We start from the raw sequence: 16,366 nt of genomic DNA, 5'->3' as shown, positions 1-16,366 counted from the left end.
CCATGGCGATCGTCGTCGTCCGGCCGGAACCCGGCAACGCCGCGACGATCGCCGCCCTGCGCGCCCAGGGGATGGCGGCGCGGCCCCTGCCCTTCTTCGCGGCGCGCGCGGTGGACTGGACGCCGCCCGAACCGGACGCGTTCGACGCGCTGCTGATCACCAGTGCGCAGGCGGTGCGACTGGCCGGGCCGGGGCTTGAAGGGCTGCGGGCAAAGCCGGTGATCGCGGTGGGCCCGGCCACCGCCGCAGCCGCGCGGCAGGCGGGGCTGACCGTCATCCTCACCGGCGCGCGCGACGCCGCCGCCGTGGTCGAAGAGGCGCGCGGGCTGGGACTGGATCGCCTGCTCCATCTGGCCGGACAGGACCGGGTGGAAACCGGGGCGATGACCCGCATTGTCTATGCCGCCGAGCCGATCCCGATCGATTCGCCAGCGGTCCACGCGCTGGCGGGCGCCATCGTCCTGCTGCATTCGGCGCGGGCGGCCGAGCGGTTGGGCGAACTGGTCGACCGGGCGGGCATGCCGCGTTCCTCGGTGGCGATCGTCGCGATCAGCGCGAAGACGGCGCGGGCGGCGGGAACCGGCTGGCGCGGCGTCACCGTCGCCACGGCCCCGCGCGACGACGCCATGCTCGCCGCCGCGCGGGCGTTGACCCGGACCGCCGCCACGGGGATAAGCGGCGCATGAACGATTTCGCGCCCCTCGACCGACCGCCGTCGCGCGGCCCCCGTATGGGCGCCATCCTCGCGCTGTTGCTGATCGCCTTCGTCGCGGGGTCGATCCTGATGGCCTATGCGATGCGCAACCTGTCCTGGTTCGGCGGCACCGCCACCACCGCGCCGCGCGCCGTGAACGCCAAGCCCGGCGGGACCGCGACCGGCGACACATCGACGCCCGAGGGCGCGCATGCCGCCGCCGCCGATCCGGTCACGCTGGCCACCCGCGAAGCCGTGCTCGCCGCGCAGCTCGCCACGTTGGAGGCGCGCGCCGCCGCCATCGCCAACGATGCCTCCACCGCCGGGGCGCAGGCCGCGCGCGCCGAATCGATCCTGGTCGCCGCCGCCGCGCGCCGCGCGATCGATCGCGGCCAGCCGCTCGGCTATCTGGAGGAACAGCTCCGCATCCGCTTCGGCACCACCGAGCCGCGCGCCGTCTCCGCCCTGATCGTCGCCTCGCGCCAGCCGGTCACGCTGGAAACGCTGCGCCAGGGGCTGGATACGCTGTCCCCCGATCTGGTCGTCGATGGCAGCGATGGCTGGTGGGAAGGGCTGCGGCAGGAACTGGGGCGGCTGATCGTGATTCGCGAGGCGACCGCGCCCTCGACCAATCCCGCCGATCGTCTGCTGCGCGCCCGGCGGCTGCTCGACGGCGGACAGGTGGAGGCGGCCCGTGCCGAAGTCGCCCGCCTGCCCGGCGCCGACGCGGCCGGGGGATGGCAGCGCGCCGCCAAGCGTTATGTGCTGGCGCGCCACGCGCTCGACCTGATCGAGAATGCCGCTCTGGTCGCCGCGATCACGGTCCCCGCACCGCCCGCACCGATCATCACCAATCCGGTGGCATCCGACCCTGAAGCCAACGCCGCTTCACAGCCGCAGACGCAGACGACACAACAGCAGACGCCCCCGGCCGCCGCCCTCGGCGCCCCATCGATCTGATCCGTCGATCTGATTCACGGCCAGGCAATCCGGGAAATTCCCGGATGCCCTGTACCGGCGGGCTGATCCAGACACGACCCGATGACCGCCATGCCCTATCCCCGCCCTGTCGCCCAGGCCGCGCCGATGCTGGGGTCGCCGCAAGGGGGTGAAAGCGGGGCCGGTCCTCAGGGCTTCTGGCCCGACCGGCGTGGCTGGCTGATCCTGGCGCTCTATGCCGCCGGTTTCGCGATGGCGCACCGGCTGGCGGCCCTGTGGGGCGGCAGCGGCTTCTACTCGCTCTGGTTTCCGGCCGCGGGCGTCCGGCTGGCGCTCCTGTGGCGCCTGGGACCGCGCATCACGCCGATGGTCGCGCTGGTCGAGATCCTGGTCGATGTCGGGCTCGGCCATGTCACCCTGACGCGCGCGAGTGCCGTGACGACGCTCTGGGGAATCGCGCGGCCCGTGCTGGCCTATGGACTGACCGTGGCGGCGATACGGTGGCTGGCGGGCACCCGGCGGGCGGGGCTGTTCACCGCGCCGATGCCGCTGGGACTGGCGGCGGTGCTCGCCCCGCTGGCCGCCGCGCTGTGCGCCGTCCCGCAGGCGCTGTTCAACCCCGAACTGACCGGGGTGGCGAACGGGCGGGAGATCATCGTCTCGCTGGCGGCGTTCACGGTCGGCGACCTGCTTGGCACGCTGTTCGTCGCGCCCCCGCTGCTGTGGATCGCCGATGCGCTGGGCGGACCCCGGCGCTGGCCAGGGCCGCTGCCCACGGTCGCGGCCTGTGTCGAGACGGCGGGGGTGCTGGTCCTGGGGCTGGCGCTGGTGGAATTGCTGGCGGCGGGGGGATTGGGGATCCAGCCCGCGCCGGTGCTGGTCGCGGTCGCCTGGATCGGATTGCGCCGGGGCCGTGCCGCCGTCTGGACCGCGTTGCTGGTCGTGGTGTTGATCGTCCTGCCCGCCACGGCGGGCGCGATGGATACGCCGGCGCGGTTGCAACAGCATCTAGCGCTGGCGACCGTCGTGGTCACCGGATATCTCGCGGGCAGCTTTGCCGACGCGCAGGCCGCCGCGCGCGCCTCGCTCGAACGGCGCGACCGGCTGCTCTTCCAGGCCGAACGGCTGAAGACGCTGCGCGCCATGTCGGTGGCGGTGATCCATGAACTGAGCCAGCCGCTGTCCACCCTGGCGATCGAGGCGCGACATCTGCGCCGCCGGACCGAGGAGATGCCCGGCGACATTGCCGACAGCGCCGCACTGATCGATCGCCAGGCGGATCGACTGACGACGCTGATCCGCCGGCTGCGTCGCTTTGGCGGACATGCGGACGCGAATCTTCAGCCGGTCGCGCTCGCCACGCTGATGGAGACGGTCGCCCAACTGGCCAAGGCAGAGGCGCGGGAAGCGGGCGTGATCCTGACCGTCCCGCCGGTCGATCCGGCCTGGCGGGTGATGGCCCAGGAGGTCGAACTGGCGCAGGCGGTGATGAATCTCATGCGCAACGCCATCGCGGCGGCGCGCGAAACGGACCATCCGGTCGTCATCATGACCGCGACCCGGCAGGGCGCATGGGGTGCGATCACCGTCGTCAATGCAACGGGCTCCCGCCCGGCGGGCAAGGACGGGATGGGGATCGGAACCTTCATCGCGCGCGCGATCATGGAAGCGCATGGCGGTACGCTGACCCGTGTGCGACAGGCCGATGGCATGGTCGTCGCCACCCTCTCGCTGCCGCTGGTCCAGGATTGACCATGCCGCTTCGCCGCCCCCCTCTCGCGCCCGCGCAGCCCGATACGGTCCATGTCCTCGATGACGATTGCGATCTCGGCGCGGCGGTCGCGCGGTTGCTGGCGCGACAGGGCTTCGCGGCGCGGTCCTTTGCCGATCCGGCCGCGCTGCTCGCCGATTATGCCGCCAGCCCCGCGCACGCGGTCGTCACCGATGTGATGATGGGGGATTGGGACGGCTTCACCTTTGCCGAACGGCTGCGCGCGATCGACCCGCATGTCGCGATCCTGTTCATGACCGCCTGGCCCAGCACCGCGCATGCGGTCGATGCGGTGCGACGACACGGCGGCACCGACTATCTGGAAAAGCCGGTCGACGAGGCGCGGTTGGGCGCGTCGCTGCGCGAAGGGATCGCCTGGTCGCAGGCGCGCCGCGCCGCCGCCGTGCGGCTGGCCGATCTGTCCCCGCGCGAGCGGCAGGTGTTCGACCTGATGGTGCAGGGCCATGGCAACAAGGCGATGGCCGCCCTGCTCGGCCTGTCGCAAAAGACGATCGAGGATCACCGCGCCGCCGTCCTCGCCAAGACCCAGACGCAGAGCGTGGCGCAGCTTATCGCCCTGGTACCCTGATGCGGGGAGCCGGGTCCCGCCGCACGCGTTGAAGACGCTTTGCTGGTGGAAGGGAAACCCGAACATGATACGCCCCGCGCCCTGGATCGCCTGCCTGCTGCTGCTGCCGATGACGGCATGCGGAGGACAGGATGGCGACCGCAGCAGCAACGCATCCCCGCCCGCCAACGGAAGCGATGCTCCCCGGAATATTAGCGCGACGGCCACGCCCGCCAGCCTTCCCGCGCCGATCAGGACCGTGGCGACCGCGCCGGATCGCATCCTCTCCTGCTCCGCAGACCGCGGGAAGGCCGCCGCCGACCGGCTGGTGAATATCTGCCTGTCGGTGTCCGGCGCGACCCATCCGCCGTGCAACGCGGCCAATAGCTGCGCGATCATCGAGGACGAGATCGCCCGGAGCTGTGCGCTCTTCGGCGACGATGCGACGAAGACGCCCGGCTGCTCGGTCGATCCGAAGAGCGATGCGGCGGCCGCGAACGTGATCCGCCGCTATTATTCGGCGATCAACGCGCATGACTATGCCACCGCCTGGATCCAATGGGGCGATGACGGACGCCCGGGACAGCGCTTTGTGGATTTCCAGAAGGGCTTTGCCCGGACCCGCGCGACCAGCGTGACGATCGGCACCATGCCGCCCAGCGAGGGCGCGGCGGGCTCGATCTATGCGACGGTGCCGGTGACGGTCGACGCTCAGCTCGACGACGGGCGGCGGCAGCGCTTCGTCGGGCAATATGTGGTGCGCCGGGTCAATGACGTGCCGGGGGCCAGCGCGGACCAACTGCGCTGGCATATCGGTTCGGCGACGTTGAAGCCTGCCAATCCCTGACGGCGATCGCCTCCCCTGGCCTTGGACCAGGCCCTTAAACGGGATGGCCGTCGGTATCGCGCAGCACCTCGCGCCGGCCGACATGGTCGGGGCGGCTGACGATGCCGTCGGTCTCCATCCGCTCGATCAGGCGCGCCGCCGAGTTGTAGCCGATCCGAAGCTGTCGCTGGAGCCAGGAGGTCGAGGCCTTCTGGCTCTCGCACACAAGCTGGATCGCGGCGCGATATTGCTGGTCCTCGGCCGAATCCTCGCCGGTCGGTGCGCCGTCGAGCGCAAAGCTCTCCGCCGGTTCCTCGGTGACCGAGGAGATATAGTCGGGCTGCCCCTGCGACCGCCAATGGTCCGCCACCCGGTGCACCTCGTCGTCCGAGACGAAGGGGCCATGGACGCGCACGATCCCCTTGCCGCCGGGCATGTAGAGCATGTCACCACGCCCCAGCAGCTGTTCCGCGCCCTGCTCGCCCAGGATGGTGCGCGAGTCGATCTTGGAGGTGACGTGGAAGCTGATGCGGGTCGGCAGGTTCGCCTTGATGACGCCGGTGATGACGTCGACCGAGGGGCGCTGCGTCGCCATGATCAGGTGGATGCCCGCCGCGCGCGCCTTCTGCGCCAGCCGCTGGATCAGGAATTCGACTTCCTTGCCCGCCGTCATCATCAGGTCGGCCAGCTCGTCGACGATCACCACGATCTGCGGCAGCGGTTCGTATTCGAGCTTTTCCTCCTCATAGACCGGCTGGCCGGTTTCGGGGTGATAGCCGGTCTGGACCTTGCGACCCAGCGGCTGACCCTTGGCCTTGGCCGCGCGCACCTTGTCGTTGAAGCTGGCAAGGCTGCGCACGCCGACCGAGGACATCTGCCGATAGCGGTCCTCCATCGTCTCGACCGCCCATTTGAGCGCGCGGACCGCCTTGGCCGGATCGGTGACGACCGGGGACAACAGATGCGGAATGTCGTCATACATCGACAGTTCCAGCATCTTGGGATCGATCATGATCATCCGGCACTGGTCGGGCGTCAGGCGATAGAGCAGCGACAGGATCATGCCGTTGAGGCCGACCGACTTGCCCGAACCCGTGGTACCCGCGACCAGCAGATGCGGCATCGGCGCCAGGTCGGCGACCACCGAGTCGCCCGCGATGTTCTTGCCCAGGATGATGGGAAGCTGCGCGGCCTGATCGGCGAAGCTCTGCGACGCGACCAGTTCGTGCAGCGACACCATCTCGCGCTTGGCATTGGGCAGTTCGATGCCGATGACGTTGCGCCCCGGAATCACCGCGACGCGCGCCGAGATCGCCGACATGTTGCGCGCGATATCGTCGGCCAGCGCGATGACGCGATTGGCCTTGATGCCGGGTGCGGGCTCCAGCTCGTACATGGTGACGACCGGGCCGGGGCGAACCTCGACGATCGCGCCCTGGACGCGGAAATCGTCGAGCACATTCTCCAGAAGCCGCGCATTGCGCTCCAGCGCCGCCTTGTCGATCGTCCCCGACGAGGATGGCGGGGCCGGCGTCAGCAGGTCGAGGCCAGGCAGCGTATAGGGCGCGTCGCGATCGGCCGGCACCTTGGGACGCGCGGGCGCGGGCGCCACCTGCCGGTCGGCGATGACGGGGGCGGGGCGATCCTCGCGCACCGGCACCGCCTTGCGCGCCAGGGTCAGCGGCTCCTCGTCGCCATCCTCGGCCTCGTATAAGGATTCGTCCTCATCGTCCCAGGGCACGCCATCTTCATCCCCGCCCCCTTCCGCGCGGCGGCGGCGCAATCGCGCCAGGCCCCGTTCGGCCAGGTCGAGTTCCAGGCTGCGCCCCCAGATCAGCGCGCCGCCCAGCCCGAAGGCGAGCCCGATCGCCACCGAACCCCAGGTGACGACCGCCGCCTGGCCGGTGAACCCCAGCGCCCAGCGGACGAACCCCACGACCGACAGACCGATCACGCCCCCCCATCCGGCGGGCAGCGCCAGCACCGCCGAGTCGGAGACGAAGGACAGGGCACATGCCATCAGGGCCACGCCGAGCACCGCCTGGCGCAGCATCCGCACCCAGCGTCCCGCCGGGCGGTCGCGCCACAGCCGGGTCGCGACGATCGGCCCGACCGGCAGGACCAGCGCGATGGCCGGACCGAACAGGGTCAGCACGATATCGGCGATCCAGGCGCCCGGCAGCCCCAGCCAGTTGGCGGGCACCGCGCCCGAGGCGGTGTTGAGCGCCGGGTCGCTCGCCCGGTAGCTGGCCAGCGCCAGCACGAGCATCAGCGTGACCGCGAACAGCGCGATCGCGACGACCAGGGCGCCGCTACGCACCGCGCCCGCCTTCACCGTCTCGCGCCATAGAACCGGCTGCGCGCGGCTGGCCATGGGTCTTGTCCTTCAGGAATGTCCGAAAATGCTGGAAAATTCATCGCCTCTGACGGTTCCCACGTCAAGGCGCGGCAAAACGCCCACATTGTTTGCCGCCTCATGACGGTCTAGGAGCGAGCATATGGATAGCGACGTCATCATCCTCGGCGGCGGCCTGGTCGGCGCGACGCTGGGCGTCGGGCTGGCCGCGCATGGCCTGTCCTCGATCATCGTCGATCCCGCCGATCCGGCGGTGATCCTGGCCCCCGGCTTCGATGGCCGTGCCTCCGCGGTCGCCTCGGCGAGCTGGCGGATGCTGGACGCGATCGGGATCGGCGCGAAGCTGGCCGGACAGGGCTGCGAGATCCGGCATATCCGGGTCAGCGACGGGCTGGAGCCGGGTGCGCTCGATTTCATTCCCGACGCCGATGACGGCGCGCTGGGCACGATGTTCGAGAACAAGCTGCTCCGACGCGTGATCCACGCGACCGCGAACGAGGCGGAGCTGGTCGACCTGCGCATGCAGACCCGCGCGATCAGCGTCGAGCGCGGTCCGGCGGGCGTCACCGCGACCTTGAGCGACGGCACCACGGTCCGCGCGCCCCTGCTGGTCGCCGCCGAGGGTCGGCAGTCGCCGACCCGCGACGCGGCGGGGATCAAGGTGGCGCGCTGGTCCTATGACCACAAGGCGATCATCAGCTGCTTCCATCACGAAGTTGCCCACGAGAATATCGCGTTCGAGATCTTCTATCCCACCGGCCCCTTCGCGCTGCTGCCGCTGCCGGACGACGCGATCGGGCATCGCTCCGCCATCGTCTGGTCGGTGTCGGGGCGCGATGGCGACGCCATGCTGAAACTCTCCGACCGCGCCTTCCTGGCCGAGGCGGAGAAGAGCATGGGCGGGTTCCTGGGCACGCTGTCCCACGCCTCCCCGCGTTCGGCCTATCCGCTGGGCTTCCACCGCGCGGCGACGATGACCGGCGATCGGCTGGTGCTGGTCGGCGATTCGGCGCATGGCATCCATCCGATCGCGGGCCAGGGCGTGAACCTGGGGTATCGCGATGTCGCCGCACTGGTCGAGGTGCTGGTCGAGGGCAAGCGGACCGGCATGGACTTGGGGGATGCGGCGCTGCTTCAGCGCTATCAGCAGTGGCGCGGGCTCGACACGCTGATGGTGTCGGTCGCGACCGACAGCTTCAACCGCATCTTCGGCGTGCCCGGCAGGACGGCGAGCGCGATCCGGCGGCTGGGCATCACCGCCATCAACCATATCCCGCCGCTGAAAGAACGCTTCATGGCCGAGGCGCGTGGCGAGACCGGACAATTGCCCCGGCTGTTGCAGGGCGTGATGGTCTGACCCATGTGAGCAGAATGGCGATGCGGCACGATATCATTCCCTGCCTCCGGTACGAGAATGCGCCGCGCGCCATCGACTTTCTATGTGAAGCCTTCGGGTTCGAACGGCACGCGGTCTTTGGCGACCCGGACGATCCGACCATCATCCATCATGCGCAGCTCGTCTGGCGGGACCGCATGGTCATGGTGTCGAGCACGCTCCTAACGCGCCATGCCGCCGTCGCGGGATCGAAGACCCCGACCCAGGCGGGCGGCGTGACGATCATCGCGGCGCCGGAGGACCAGCCCTATGGCGGGCGGGGCTATGCGGTGCGGGACCCGGAAGGCCATGTCTGGAGTTTCGGAAGCTATGATCCCTGGGCCTGAATATCCCGGCCAAACTGTCCGCCCGACTCGGGCCCCGATTCGCGACCGCCGCCAGTCCGGCGTGGCGCGCGGCATGGCCGCGGCGCTGGTCGTCGTGGTCCTGACGCTGGCGGTCAGCTGGAGCATCGCGCCGATCCTGTCGCCGACCGACCGGGTGCTCCGCGCCGTGGCGGCGGCGACGGTCGCGGCCCTGTGGCTGGCGGCAACGATCGGACATGTCGCGGCGCTGCGCTTCGAATCCCCCGCCGATATCGATGCGGCGGCGGGCGGCGGCGGCGACTCGCCGCGCGTGGCCATCGCGCAGGCGGTGCTGCGCAACACGCTGGAACAGGTGGTGCTGGCGATCCCGGCCTATCTGGCGCTGGCCTGGGTGGTGGAAGGCTCGGGGGTGATGGTCCCGGCGCTGGCCGCGCTGTTCTCGGTGGGACGGACGCTGTTCTGGGCGAATTACGCACGCGGCGCGGCGGCGCGGGCGTTCGGCTTCGCGCTGACCTTTTATTCCAGCGTCGCGGCGCTGCTCATCATCCTGGTGGCGCTGGTCGGTCGGCTGGTCTGACCCGCCGCCGCCCTTGGCGTCGCTCAGGCGGGGGTTGGGAGTTGCCGCGCTTCCTCGACCAGCATCACCGGCACGCCATCACGCACCGGATAGGCCAGCCCCGCCGCCTCCGACACCAGCTCCTGCGCGGCCTCGTCATAGCGCAGGGGCGTCCGCGTCACCGGGCAGACCAGCCGTTCGAGCAGCCAGGGGTCCAGGGTCATTGCAACGTCACCCGATCCTCGCCGTCATGGCGACCGAAAAATTGCATCAACTGGATGATCAGCTCGGCGCGCTGCTCCAGATCGGGCGCCTCCAACAGCGCCTGTTTCGCCGCCACGTCGAAGGGCGCGATCTGCGCGATGCCATTGACCAGGCTCTCATCATCCAGCCGCCCGACCGCGTCCCAGTCGACCGCATAGCCCTGCAATTCGGCGAAGCGGCGCGATTCCTGCTCCAGCGAGGCACGGCGGCCGAGCGACAACAGGTCCTCGTCCACCATCGGCAGCAATTCCGCCTCAACCTGGCGGAAGGGCGTCGTCACCTGAAGCTCGCGGACGATGCGGAACAGCGACACGCCCTCAAGGACCAGATTATAGCGGCCATCCTCCATCGCCTCGACCTCGGCGATGCGGCCGACACAGCCGATCTGGTAGAGGCTGGGCGTGTCGCCGTCGCCCGACGGCTGGACCATGCCGATCCGCCGGTCGCGCGCCATCGCATCGGAAACGAGCGCCCGGTAGCGCGGCTCGAAGATATGCAGCGGCAAGGGCATCCCCGGAAACAGGATCGCCCCGGCCAGCGGAAAGATCGAGAGCCGCGCCACGCCCTTATCCGAACAGGATGGCGGACAGGCGCCGCCGCTGCTGCGACACCCAGGGGTCCGTCATGCCGACGACCTCGAACAGCTTCAAAAGCTGCTGACGGGCGGCATCCTCGTTCCAGCTCCGATCGGCCGCGACGATGTGCAGGAGGTTGTCCGCCGCCCCGTCACGATCGCCCGCCGCCATCTGCGCATTGGCGAGGGCGAAACGCTTTTCGTGATCGTCGGGACTGGCCGCGACCTCGGCCGCCAGACCGGCATAATCCGCCGCCGGGGGGGCGGACCGCGCCAGCGCCACGGCGGCGACCGCGCGGTGGATGGCCGGGTCGTTGGCCAGCGTCTCGGGCAGCGCCTGGGTCGCGGCTTCGGCATCGTCGATCTGCCCGGCGGCGAGCAGCGCCCGGATGCGGCCCGACAGCACGGCGGGATGCTCGGGCGCCATGTCGAGCAACTGGTCGAAGATCGACAGCGCGCGCGGGGCGTCGCCCGCTTCCAATACCTCTTCGCCCATCGCGATCAGCGGCTCCAGCTCGGCCGCCGCGTCCGCCGCCTCCGACTGGATCGGCAATTGCTTGAGCAACTGGTCGAGCGTCGCGCGCAAGGCGCTTTCGGTCCGCGCGCTGGTCAGGTCGGCGACAAGCTGCCCCTGGAACATCGCATAGACGGTCGGGATCGAGCGGATCTGGAATTGGTTGGCGATGAACTGGTTCTTGTCGGTGTCGATCTTGGCCAGCACCACGCCCTTGTCGGCATAGTCGGCGGCGACCTTTTCCAGCGTGGGGCCCAGCGCCTTGCACGGCCCGCACCATTCCGCCCAGAAATCGAGGATGACCAGCTTGGTCATCGACGGCTCGACGACATCGCGGCGGAAGGCGGTGACGGCTTCCTTGTCGGCGGGCGACATTCCCAACGTGGCCAAAAGACGCTCCTTTACGTGTTGCTCGGCCCTATGTGGGCGAGGGCGGGCGGTAATGAAAGACCGATCGGCAAATCAGCCGTTCAGCCGCGCGATCGTCCGGTCCCGCCCGATCAGGGGCAAAAGCGCCGCCATGTCCGGCCCCTGCGCCCGCCCGGTCAGCGCGAGTCGCAGCGGGAGGAACAGCGTCTTGCCCTTGCGGCCGGTCGCCTCCTTCAACGTGGCGGTCAACGCATGCCAGGGGTCGTTGGCCCAGTCGATCCCGGCCGCCGCCTGCGCGGCCTGGGCGAGATAGGCGCGATCCTCCCCGGCGGGCTGGGGGGCGTCGACCGGCCCCTCGATCACCTGCCACCAGTCCGCCGCCTCGGCGACGGTGGAGAGGTTCGGCCGCACCGCTTCCCACTCCGCCGCGCCCATGCCGGCGGGCAGCCGGTCGGCGACCGCCTCATACGGCGTCTGGTGAAGGATGCGGGCGTTCAACTGCGCCAGTTCCGCCTCGTCGAACCGCGCGGGCGCGCGACCGAAGCGCGAAAAGTCGAATCCGGCGATCAGCGGGGCCATGTCGGCGACCGGCTCGACCGGGTCGCTGGTGCCGATCCGCGCGAGCAGCGCGCGCACCGCCTGCGGCTCGATCCCTTGTCCACGGAAATGATCGACGCCCAGCGAGCCGAGTCGCTTGGACAGCTTGCCCTCATTGCCGGTCAGCAGGGCGGCATGGGCGAAGCGCGGCAGTTCGGCACCCAGCGCCCGGAACATCTGGATCTGGAGCGCGGTGTTCGAGACATGATCCTCGCCGCGCACCACCTGGGTCACGCCCATGTCGATATCGTCGATCACCGAGGGCAGCATATAGAGCCACGTCCCGTCCGCCCGGCGGATCACCGGATCGCTCATCGTCGCGGGGTCGAAACGCTGGGCCCCGCGCACCGCATCGTCCCATTCGATGGGCGCGCCATGATCCAGCTTGAAGCGCCAGTGCGGGCGAACGCCCTCACCTTCCAGCTTGGCACGATCCTCGTCGGTCAGCGACAGCGCGGCGCGGTCATAGACCGGCGGCAAACCCCGCCCGAGCTGGATCTTGCGCTTCAGGTCCAGTTCCTGCGCCGTCTCATAGGCCGGATAGACATGGCCGCTCGCCACCAGTTCGGCGAAGCGCGCTTCGTACAGCGCGAAACGCTGCGACTGGCGCACCTCGGCATCGGGGTTCAGGCCCAGCCAGGCCAGGTCCGCCCGGATCGCCTCGACATAATGTTCCTCGCTCCGTTCGGCATCGGTATCGTCGATCCGCAGCAGGAAGCGCCCGCCGGTGCTTTGCGCATAGATCCAGTTGTGCAGCGCGGTGCGGATATTGCCGACATGCAGCCGCCCGGTGGGCGAGGGAGCGAAACGGGTCACGGAGGTCGCGGTCATGGGCCTGCGCCATAATCGGGGAATCGCCTTTGCGCTATTGTGACAGCGCGATTAAAGGGGCCGGGACGACAGTCTGTCTGCGGGGACGGGGTACCACCATGAAGTTGATGACCGGCAATTCGAACCTGCCGCTGGCCAAGGCCATTTCCGCCTATCTGGAAGTGCCGCTGACCGAGGCGCTGGTGCGCCGCTTCGCCGACGAGGAGATCTTCGTCGAAATCCAGGAGAATGTCCGCGGCGAGGATGTGTTCGTGATCCAGTCGACCGGCTATCCGGTCAACGACAACCTCATGGAACTGCTGATCATGATCGACGCGCTGAAGCGCGCGTCGGCCAGCCGCATCACCGCCGTCATCCCCTATTTCGGCTATGCGCGCCAGGACCGGAAGCCCGGCCCCCGCACCCCGATCTCGGCCAAGCTGGTCGCCAATCTGATCACCGTTGCGGGCGCCGATCGCGTCCTGTCGGTCGACCTTCACGCCGGTCAGATCCAGGGTTTCTTCGATATCCCGACCGACAATCTCTATGCCGCGCCGGTCATGTCGGCGGATATCCTGGCGCGCTTCAAGAACGACAACCTCATGGTCGTGTCGCCCGACGTCGGCGGCGTGGTGCGCGCACGCCAGCTCGCCAAGCGGCTGAACAACGCCCCCCTCGCCATCGTCGACAAGCGCCGTGAGCGCGCCGGCGAGTCGGAGGTGATGAACATCATCGGCGACGTCGAAGGCCGCTTCTGCATCCTGATCGACGATATCGTCGACTCGGCGGGCACGCTGTGCAACGCGGCGGCCGCACTGCGCCAGGCGGGGGCGCAGGATGTCGTCGCCTATGTCACCCACGGCGTGCTGTCCGGCGGCGCGGTGGCGCGAGTCGAGGGCTCGGAACTGCGCGAGCTGGTCATCACCGACTCGATCGGCAATCACGACTCGATCGGCACCACCGCCAAGATCCGCCACCTGCCCATCGCCCCGCTGCTGGGCGAGGCGATCAAGCGCATCGCCGACGAAACCAGCGTGTCGAGCCTGTTCGATTGATGCTGTGGGGGGCGGCGGACGATGAAAGCCGCCGCTCCGACACAGGCCGGGGCCATTGGCGCTCGCCCCTGGTTTACGGCGAGCTACCCCAGCCGAAGCCGGCCTGACGCTGGGTCAGCTATTCCCCAGACCGACGATATGCTCGAACACCGCCGGGTGGAGCGGCTTGGAGAAGGCGCAGCCATATTTGAACCGGTCGCGCCACGCGATCACCGCCTCCAGCGGCGCGAGGCCCGGCACGGTCAACCAGACGATGGTGCCCGGCCACAGGGTAAAGCTGGTTTCGGCCCGAAAGCCTTCGGGTGAGAGGTCGACCACGTCGATCTCGAACCGGGTCTGCCCCTTGTCCCGCAGATGCGCGCGCATCCGCACCGCGTGACGCAGCGAACGGCGAAGATCCTGGCCGGCGACCGGCTCGAACGGCGGAGTGAAGACCGGCTTGTCCATAACACGTCCCCTGTAACGCCAAGAAGGTTACTTTTCCGCCAACATGGCATCCCGCTCCCCGACTGCCCCGGTCGACCGCCGGACCCCGGCACGCCCCCGACGCTTTAATTCTGCCTTCAATGCCTCGGGCTTCGGCGCCACCAGGAAACCGAAGCTGACCGTCCCGTGCTTCGTCTCGACCACATGATGCAGTCGGTGTGCCTGGATGATCCGCTTCATATAGTCGGATTTGGGCAGATAGCGGCTCGGCAGCCTCTTGTGCACGATGACGTCGTGAAAGCCGAAATAGATCGCGCCATAGGCCGCGATGCCCGCCCCGATCCAGGTGAAGCCCGGCCACCAGCCCAGTTGTGCGCCGCCCAGGATCATCACGAAGGACGGCACCGCGAAGATCGCGGCGTACAGGTCGTTCAGTTCCCAGTTTCCGGTGCGCGGCCGGTGATGGCTTTCGTGCAGGAACCAACCCGGCCCATGCATGATCCAGCGATGCGCCGCATAGGCGAATCCCTCCATGAAGATCACGGTGCCGAGGAACAGGAGAATGCCGAAAGCCCAATGCATCGCACCAATATAGCGCATCCGCGATGATTTTGCGCGCGATTCCCTTCGTCGCGCTCTTATAACAACTCGACCGACCAGAAATCGCACTTGCGATGCAATTGCAATAAAGCGGTTTCGGGGTGGATTTGTCGGTTCGGCTGTGCTTTAGCGCGAAGCAATTTCCCTAGAACCACCCGAGAGGCGGAAGGCTAGCGCATGAACATCCACGAATATCAGGCCAAGGAATTGCTCGCCAAGTTCGGCGTGCCCGTCCCCGCCGGCTTCGCCGCGATGACCGTCGAGGAGGCCGTCGAGGCGTCGTCCAAGCTCCCCGGACCGCTCTATGTCGTCAAGGCGCAGATCCATGCGGGCGGCCGCGGCAAGGGCAAGTTCAAGGAACTCGGCCCCGACGCCAAGGGCGGTGTCCGCCTGGCCAAGACCGCTGAGGAAGTCCGCGCGCACGCCACCGACATGCTGGGCAACACGCTGGTCACCATCCAGACCGGCGAAGCGGGCAAGCAGGTCAACCGCCTGTACGTGACCGACGGCGTCGACATCGCCAAGGAATTCTACCTCGCGCTGCTCGTCAACCGCGCGACCGGCCGTGTCTCGATGGTCGCCTCGACCGAGGGCGGCATGGACATCGAAACCGTGGCGCATGACACGCCCGAGAAGATCCATTCGATCGACATCGACACCGCGACCGGCTTCATGCCGCATCACGGCCGCGCCGTCGCCGCCGCGCTGGAACTGACCGGCGACCTCGCCAAGCAGGCCGCCAATGTCGCGTCGAAGCTGTACGCCGCCTTCCTGGGCACCGATGCCGAACAGATCGAGATCAACCCGCTCGCCGTCACCGAGGACGGCAAGCTGATGGTGCTCGACGCCAAGGTCGGCTTCGACGGCAACGCCATGTTCCGTCACAAGGACCTGATGGAACTGCGCGACACCACCGAAGAGGACGCGATGGAGCTGGAGGCGTCGAAGTACGACCTGGCATACATCAAGCTCGACGGTGACATCGGCTGCATGGTCAACGGCGCCGGCCTCGCCATGGCGACGATGGACATCATCAAGCTGAACGGCATGTTCCCGGCCAACTTCCTCGACGTCGGCGGCGGCGCGAACAAGGAGAAGGTCACCGCGGCGTTCAAGATCATCCTGAGCGATCCGGCGGTGAAGGGCATCCTGGTCAACATCTTCGGCGGCATCATGCGCTGCGACATCATCGCCGACGGCATCGTCGCGGCGGCGAAGGAAGTGAACCTGCAGGTTCCGCTGGTCGTCCGCCTCGAAGGCACGAATGTCGAGAAGGGCAAGGAAATCCTCGCCAATTCGGGTCTCGCCATCGTCCCCGCCAACGATCTGGGCGATGCCGCCAAGAAGATCGTCGCCGAGGTACAGAAGGTCGCCTGATCCGCACTTTCGGCCCTGATGGACCGATAGAAGGGGCTCGGGCGGAAACGTCCGGGCCCCTTTGTCGTTGGTCCGGTTGAACTCTTGCGAAGCGCTCGCAACACCGCCAAAGACGGCGGCATGATAGGCTATCCAGCCGGGAAGGAACCGCGATGAAGATCGTCGTGCCCGTGAAGCGGGTGTTGGATTACAATGTGAAGCCGCGTGTGAAGGCGGACGGTTCGGGCGTCGACTTGGCGAACGTGAAGATGTCGATGAACCCGTTTGACGAGATCGCGGTGGAAGAGGCGATCCGGCTGAAGGAGAAGGGGGCGGCGACCGAGGTCGTCGTCGTCTCGATCGGCGAGCCCAAGGCGGCGGACACGCTGC

The 16,366-nt window shown here is 68.6% G+C and carries 17 protein-coding genes and 1 pseudogene; 11 read left to right on the top strand and 7 right to left on the bottom strand.

Annotated features, from left to right (window positions below):
* Positions 1–2 precede the first annotated feature (2 nt).
* The 5 genes from ABDV78_RS14475 to ABDV78_RS14455 all read left to right on the top strand — a co-directional run bounded on the left by ABDV78_RS14475 (position 3) and on the right by ABDV78_RS14455 (position 4,819).
* Positions 3–686, top strand: coding sequence for a uroporphyrinogen-III synthase (locus ABDV78_RS14475; protein WP_343528112.1), 684 nt, complete (start codon positions 3–5; stop codon positions 684–686).
* Complete coding sequence (locus tag ABDV78_RS14470) at positions 683–1,654, top strand: hypothetical protein (protein WP_343528111.1); 972 nt, start codon at positions 683–685, stop codon at positions 1,652–1,654. Before ABDV78_RS14475 ends, ABDV78_RS14470 begins: the two co-directional genes overlap by 4 nt.
* 81 nt (positions 1,655–1,735) lie before the next feature.
* Complete coding sequence (locus tag ABDV78_RS14465) at positions 1,736–3,385, top strand: sensor histidine kinase (RefSeq protein WP_343528110.1); 1,650 nt, start codon at positions 1,736–1,738, stop codon at positions 3,383–3,385.
* A 2-nt stretch (positions 3,386–3,387) separates the two neighbouring features.
* Positions 3,388–3,993, top strand: a complete 606-nt coding sequence (locus ABDV78_RS14460) for a response regulator (RefSeq protein ID WP_343528109.1) — start codon at positions 3,388–3,390, stop codon at positions 3,991–3,993.
* A gap of 64 nt (positions 3,994–4,057) precedes the next feature.
* The gene (locus ABDV78_RS14455) at positions 4,058–4,819 is read left to right on the top strand and encodes a hypothetical protein (protein ID WP_343528107.1); all 762 of its coding nucleotides are present in this window, start codon (positions 4,058–4,060) and stop codon (positions 4,817–4,819) included.
* A gap of 34 nt (positions 4,820–4,853) precedes the next feature.
* On the opposite strand, the gene ABDV78_RS14450 is transcribed toward ABDV78_RS14455, so the two are convergent.
* The gene (locus ABDV78_RS14450) at positions 4,854–7,172 is read right to left on the bottom strand and encodes a DNA translocase FtsK 4TM domain-containing protein (RefSeq protein ID WP_343528106.1); all 2,319 of its coding nucleotides are present in this window, start codon (positions 7,170–7,172) and stop codon (positions 4,854–4,856) included.
* Positions 7,173–7,296: 124 nt separating this feature from the next.
* Here ABDV78_RS14450 and ABDV78_RS14445 point away from each other — a divergent pair, with 124 nt between their 5' ends.
* From ABDV78_RS14445 to ABDV78_RS14435, 3 genes are read left to right on the top strand one after another with little or no spacing between them, the layout of a single operon-like run.
* Positions 7,297–8,511, top strand: a complete 1,215-nt coding sequence (locus tag ABDV78_RS14445; RefSeq protein WP_343528105.1) for a UbiH/UbiF/VisC/COQ6 family ubiquinone biosynthesis hydroxylase — start codon at positions 7,297–7,299, stop codon at positions 8,509–8,511.
* A gap of 20 nt (positions 8,512–8,531) precedes the next feature.
* Complete coding sequence (locus ABDV78_RS14440; protein ID WP_343528104.1) at positions 8,532–8,876, top strand: VOC family protein; 345 nt, start codon at positions 8,532–8,534, stop codon at positions 8,874–8,876.
* A complete protein-coding gene (locus ABDV78_RS14435) occupies positions 8,860–9,432 on the top strand; it encodes an MAPEG family protein (protein WP_343528103.1) in 573 nt (190 codons plus the stop codon). Before ABDV78_RS14440 ends, ABDV78_RS14435 begins: the two co-directional genes overlap by 17 nt.
* 23 nt (positions 9,433–9,455) lie before the next feature.
* Here ABDV78_RS14435 and ABDV78_RS14430 read toward each other — a convergent pair whose 3' ends face one another.
* From ABDV78_RS14430 to gltX, 4 genes are all read right to left on the bottom strand, one after another.
* Positions 9,456–9,635 carry a Trm112 family protein gene (locus ABDV78_RS14430; RefSeq protein ID WP_343528102.1) on the bottom strand — a complete coding sequence of 60 codons (180 nt, stop codon included), beginning with the start codon at positions 9,633–9,635 and terminating at the stop codon, positions 9,456–9,458.
* A complete protein-coding gene (locus ABDV78_RS14425) occupies positions 9,632–10,237 on the bottom strand; it encodes an LON peptidase substrate-binding domain-containing protein (RefSeq protein ID WP_343528101.1) in 606 nt (201 codons plus the stop codon). Before ABDV78_RS14425 ends, ABDV78_RS14430 begins: the two co-directional genes overlap by 4 nt.
* A gap of 4 nt (positions 10,238–10,241) precedes the next feature.
* Positions 10,242–11,138 carry a tetratricopeptide repeat protein gene (locus tag ABDV78_RS14420; protein WP_343528141.1) on the bottom strand — a complete coding sequence of 299 codons (897 nt, stop codon included), beginning with the start codon at positions 11,136–11,138 and terminating at the stop codon, positions 10,242–10,244.
* 87 nt (positions 11,139–11,225) lie between these two features.
* The gene (gene gltX, locus ABDV78_RS14415) at positions 11,226–12,560 is read right to left on the bottom strand and encodes a glutamate--tRNA ligase (RefSeq protein ID WP_343528100.1); all 1,335 of its coding nucleotides are present in this window, start codon (positions 12,558–12,560) and stop codon (positions 11,226–11,228) included.
* 98 nt (positions 12,561–12,658) lie between these two features.
* Between gltX and ABDV78_RS14410 the strand changes: the two genes are divergently transcribed.
* Entirely contained in the window at positions 12,659–13,594 is a 936-nt protein-coding gene (locus ABDV78_RS14410) for a ribose-phosphate pyrophosphokinase (protein ID WP_343528099.1), read from the top strand.
* A 114-nt stretch (positions 13,595–13,708) separates the two neighbouring features.
* Here ABDV78_RS14410 and ABDV78_RS14405 read toward each other — a convergent pair whose 3' ends face one another.
* Complete coding sequence (locus tag ABDV78_RS14405) at positions 13,709–14,041, bottom strand: pilus assembly protein PilZ (RefSeq protein ID WP_343528098.1); 333 nt, start codon at positions 14,039–14,041, stop codon at positions 13,709–13,711.
* A gap of 27 nt (positions 14,042–14,068) precedes the next feature.
* A complete protein-coding gene (locus tag ABDV78_RS14400) occupies positions 14,069–14,602 on the bottom strand; it encodes a beta-carotene hydroxylase (RefSeq protein WP_343528097.1) in 534 nt (177 codons plus the stop codon).
* Between the two features lie 195 nt (positions 14,603–14,797).
* Here ABDV78_RS14400 and sucC point away from each other — a divergent pair, with 195 nt between their 5' ends.
* Positions 14,798–15,997: an ADP-forming succinate--CoA ligase subunit beta gene (gene sucC, locus ABDV78_RS14395; RefSeq protein WP_007405207.1), complete on the top strand. Its 1,200-nt coding sequence runs from the start codon at positions 14,798–14,800 to the stop codon at positions 15,995–15,997.
* Between the two features lie 152 nt (positions 15,998–16,149).
* A pseudogene (locus ABDV78_RS14390) lies at positions 16,150–16,366 on the top strand (electron transfer flavoprotein subunit beta/FixA family protein); the annotation flags it as partial.

Origin of the sequence: Sphingomonas sp. (assembly GCF_039594485.1) — a bacterium.
Classification (GTDB): Bacteria; Pseudomonadota; Alphaproteobacteria; order Sphingomonadales; family Sphingomonadaceae; genus Sphingomonas.
Note: the sequence above shows the minus strand (reverse complement) of the source record. Positions and strands in the feature narration are given on the sequence as shown.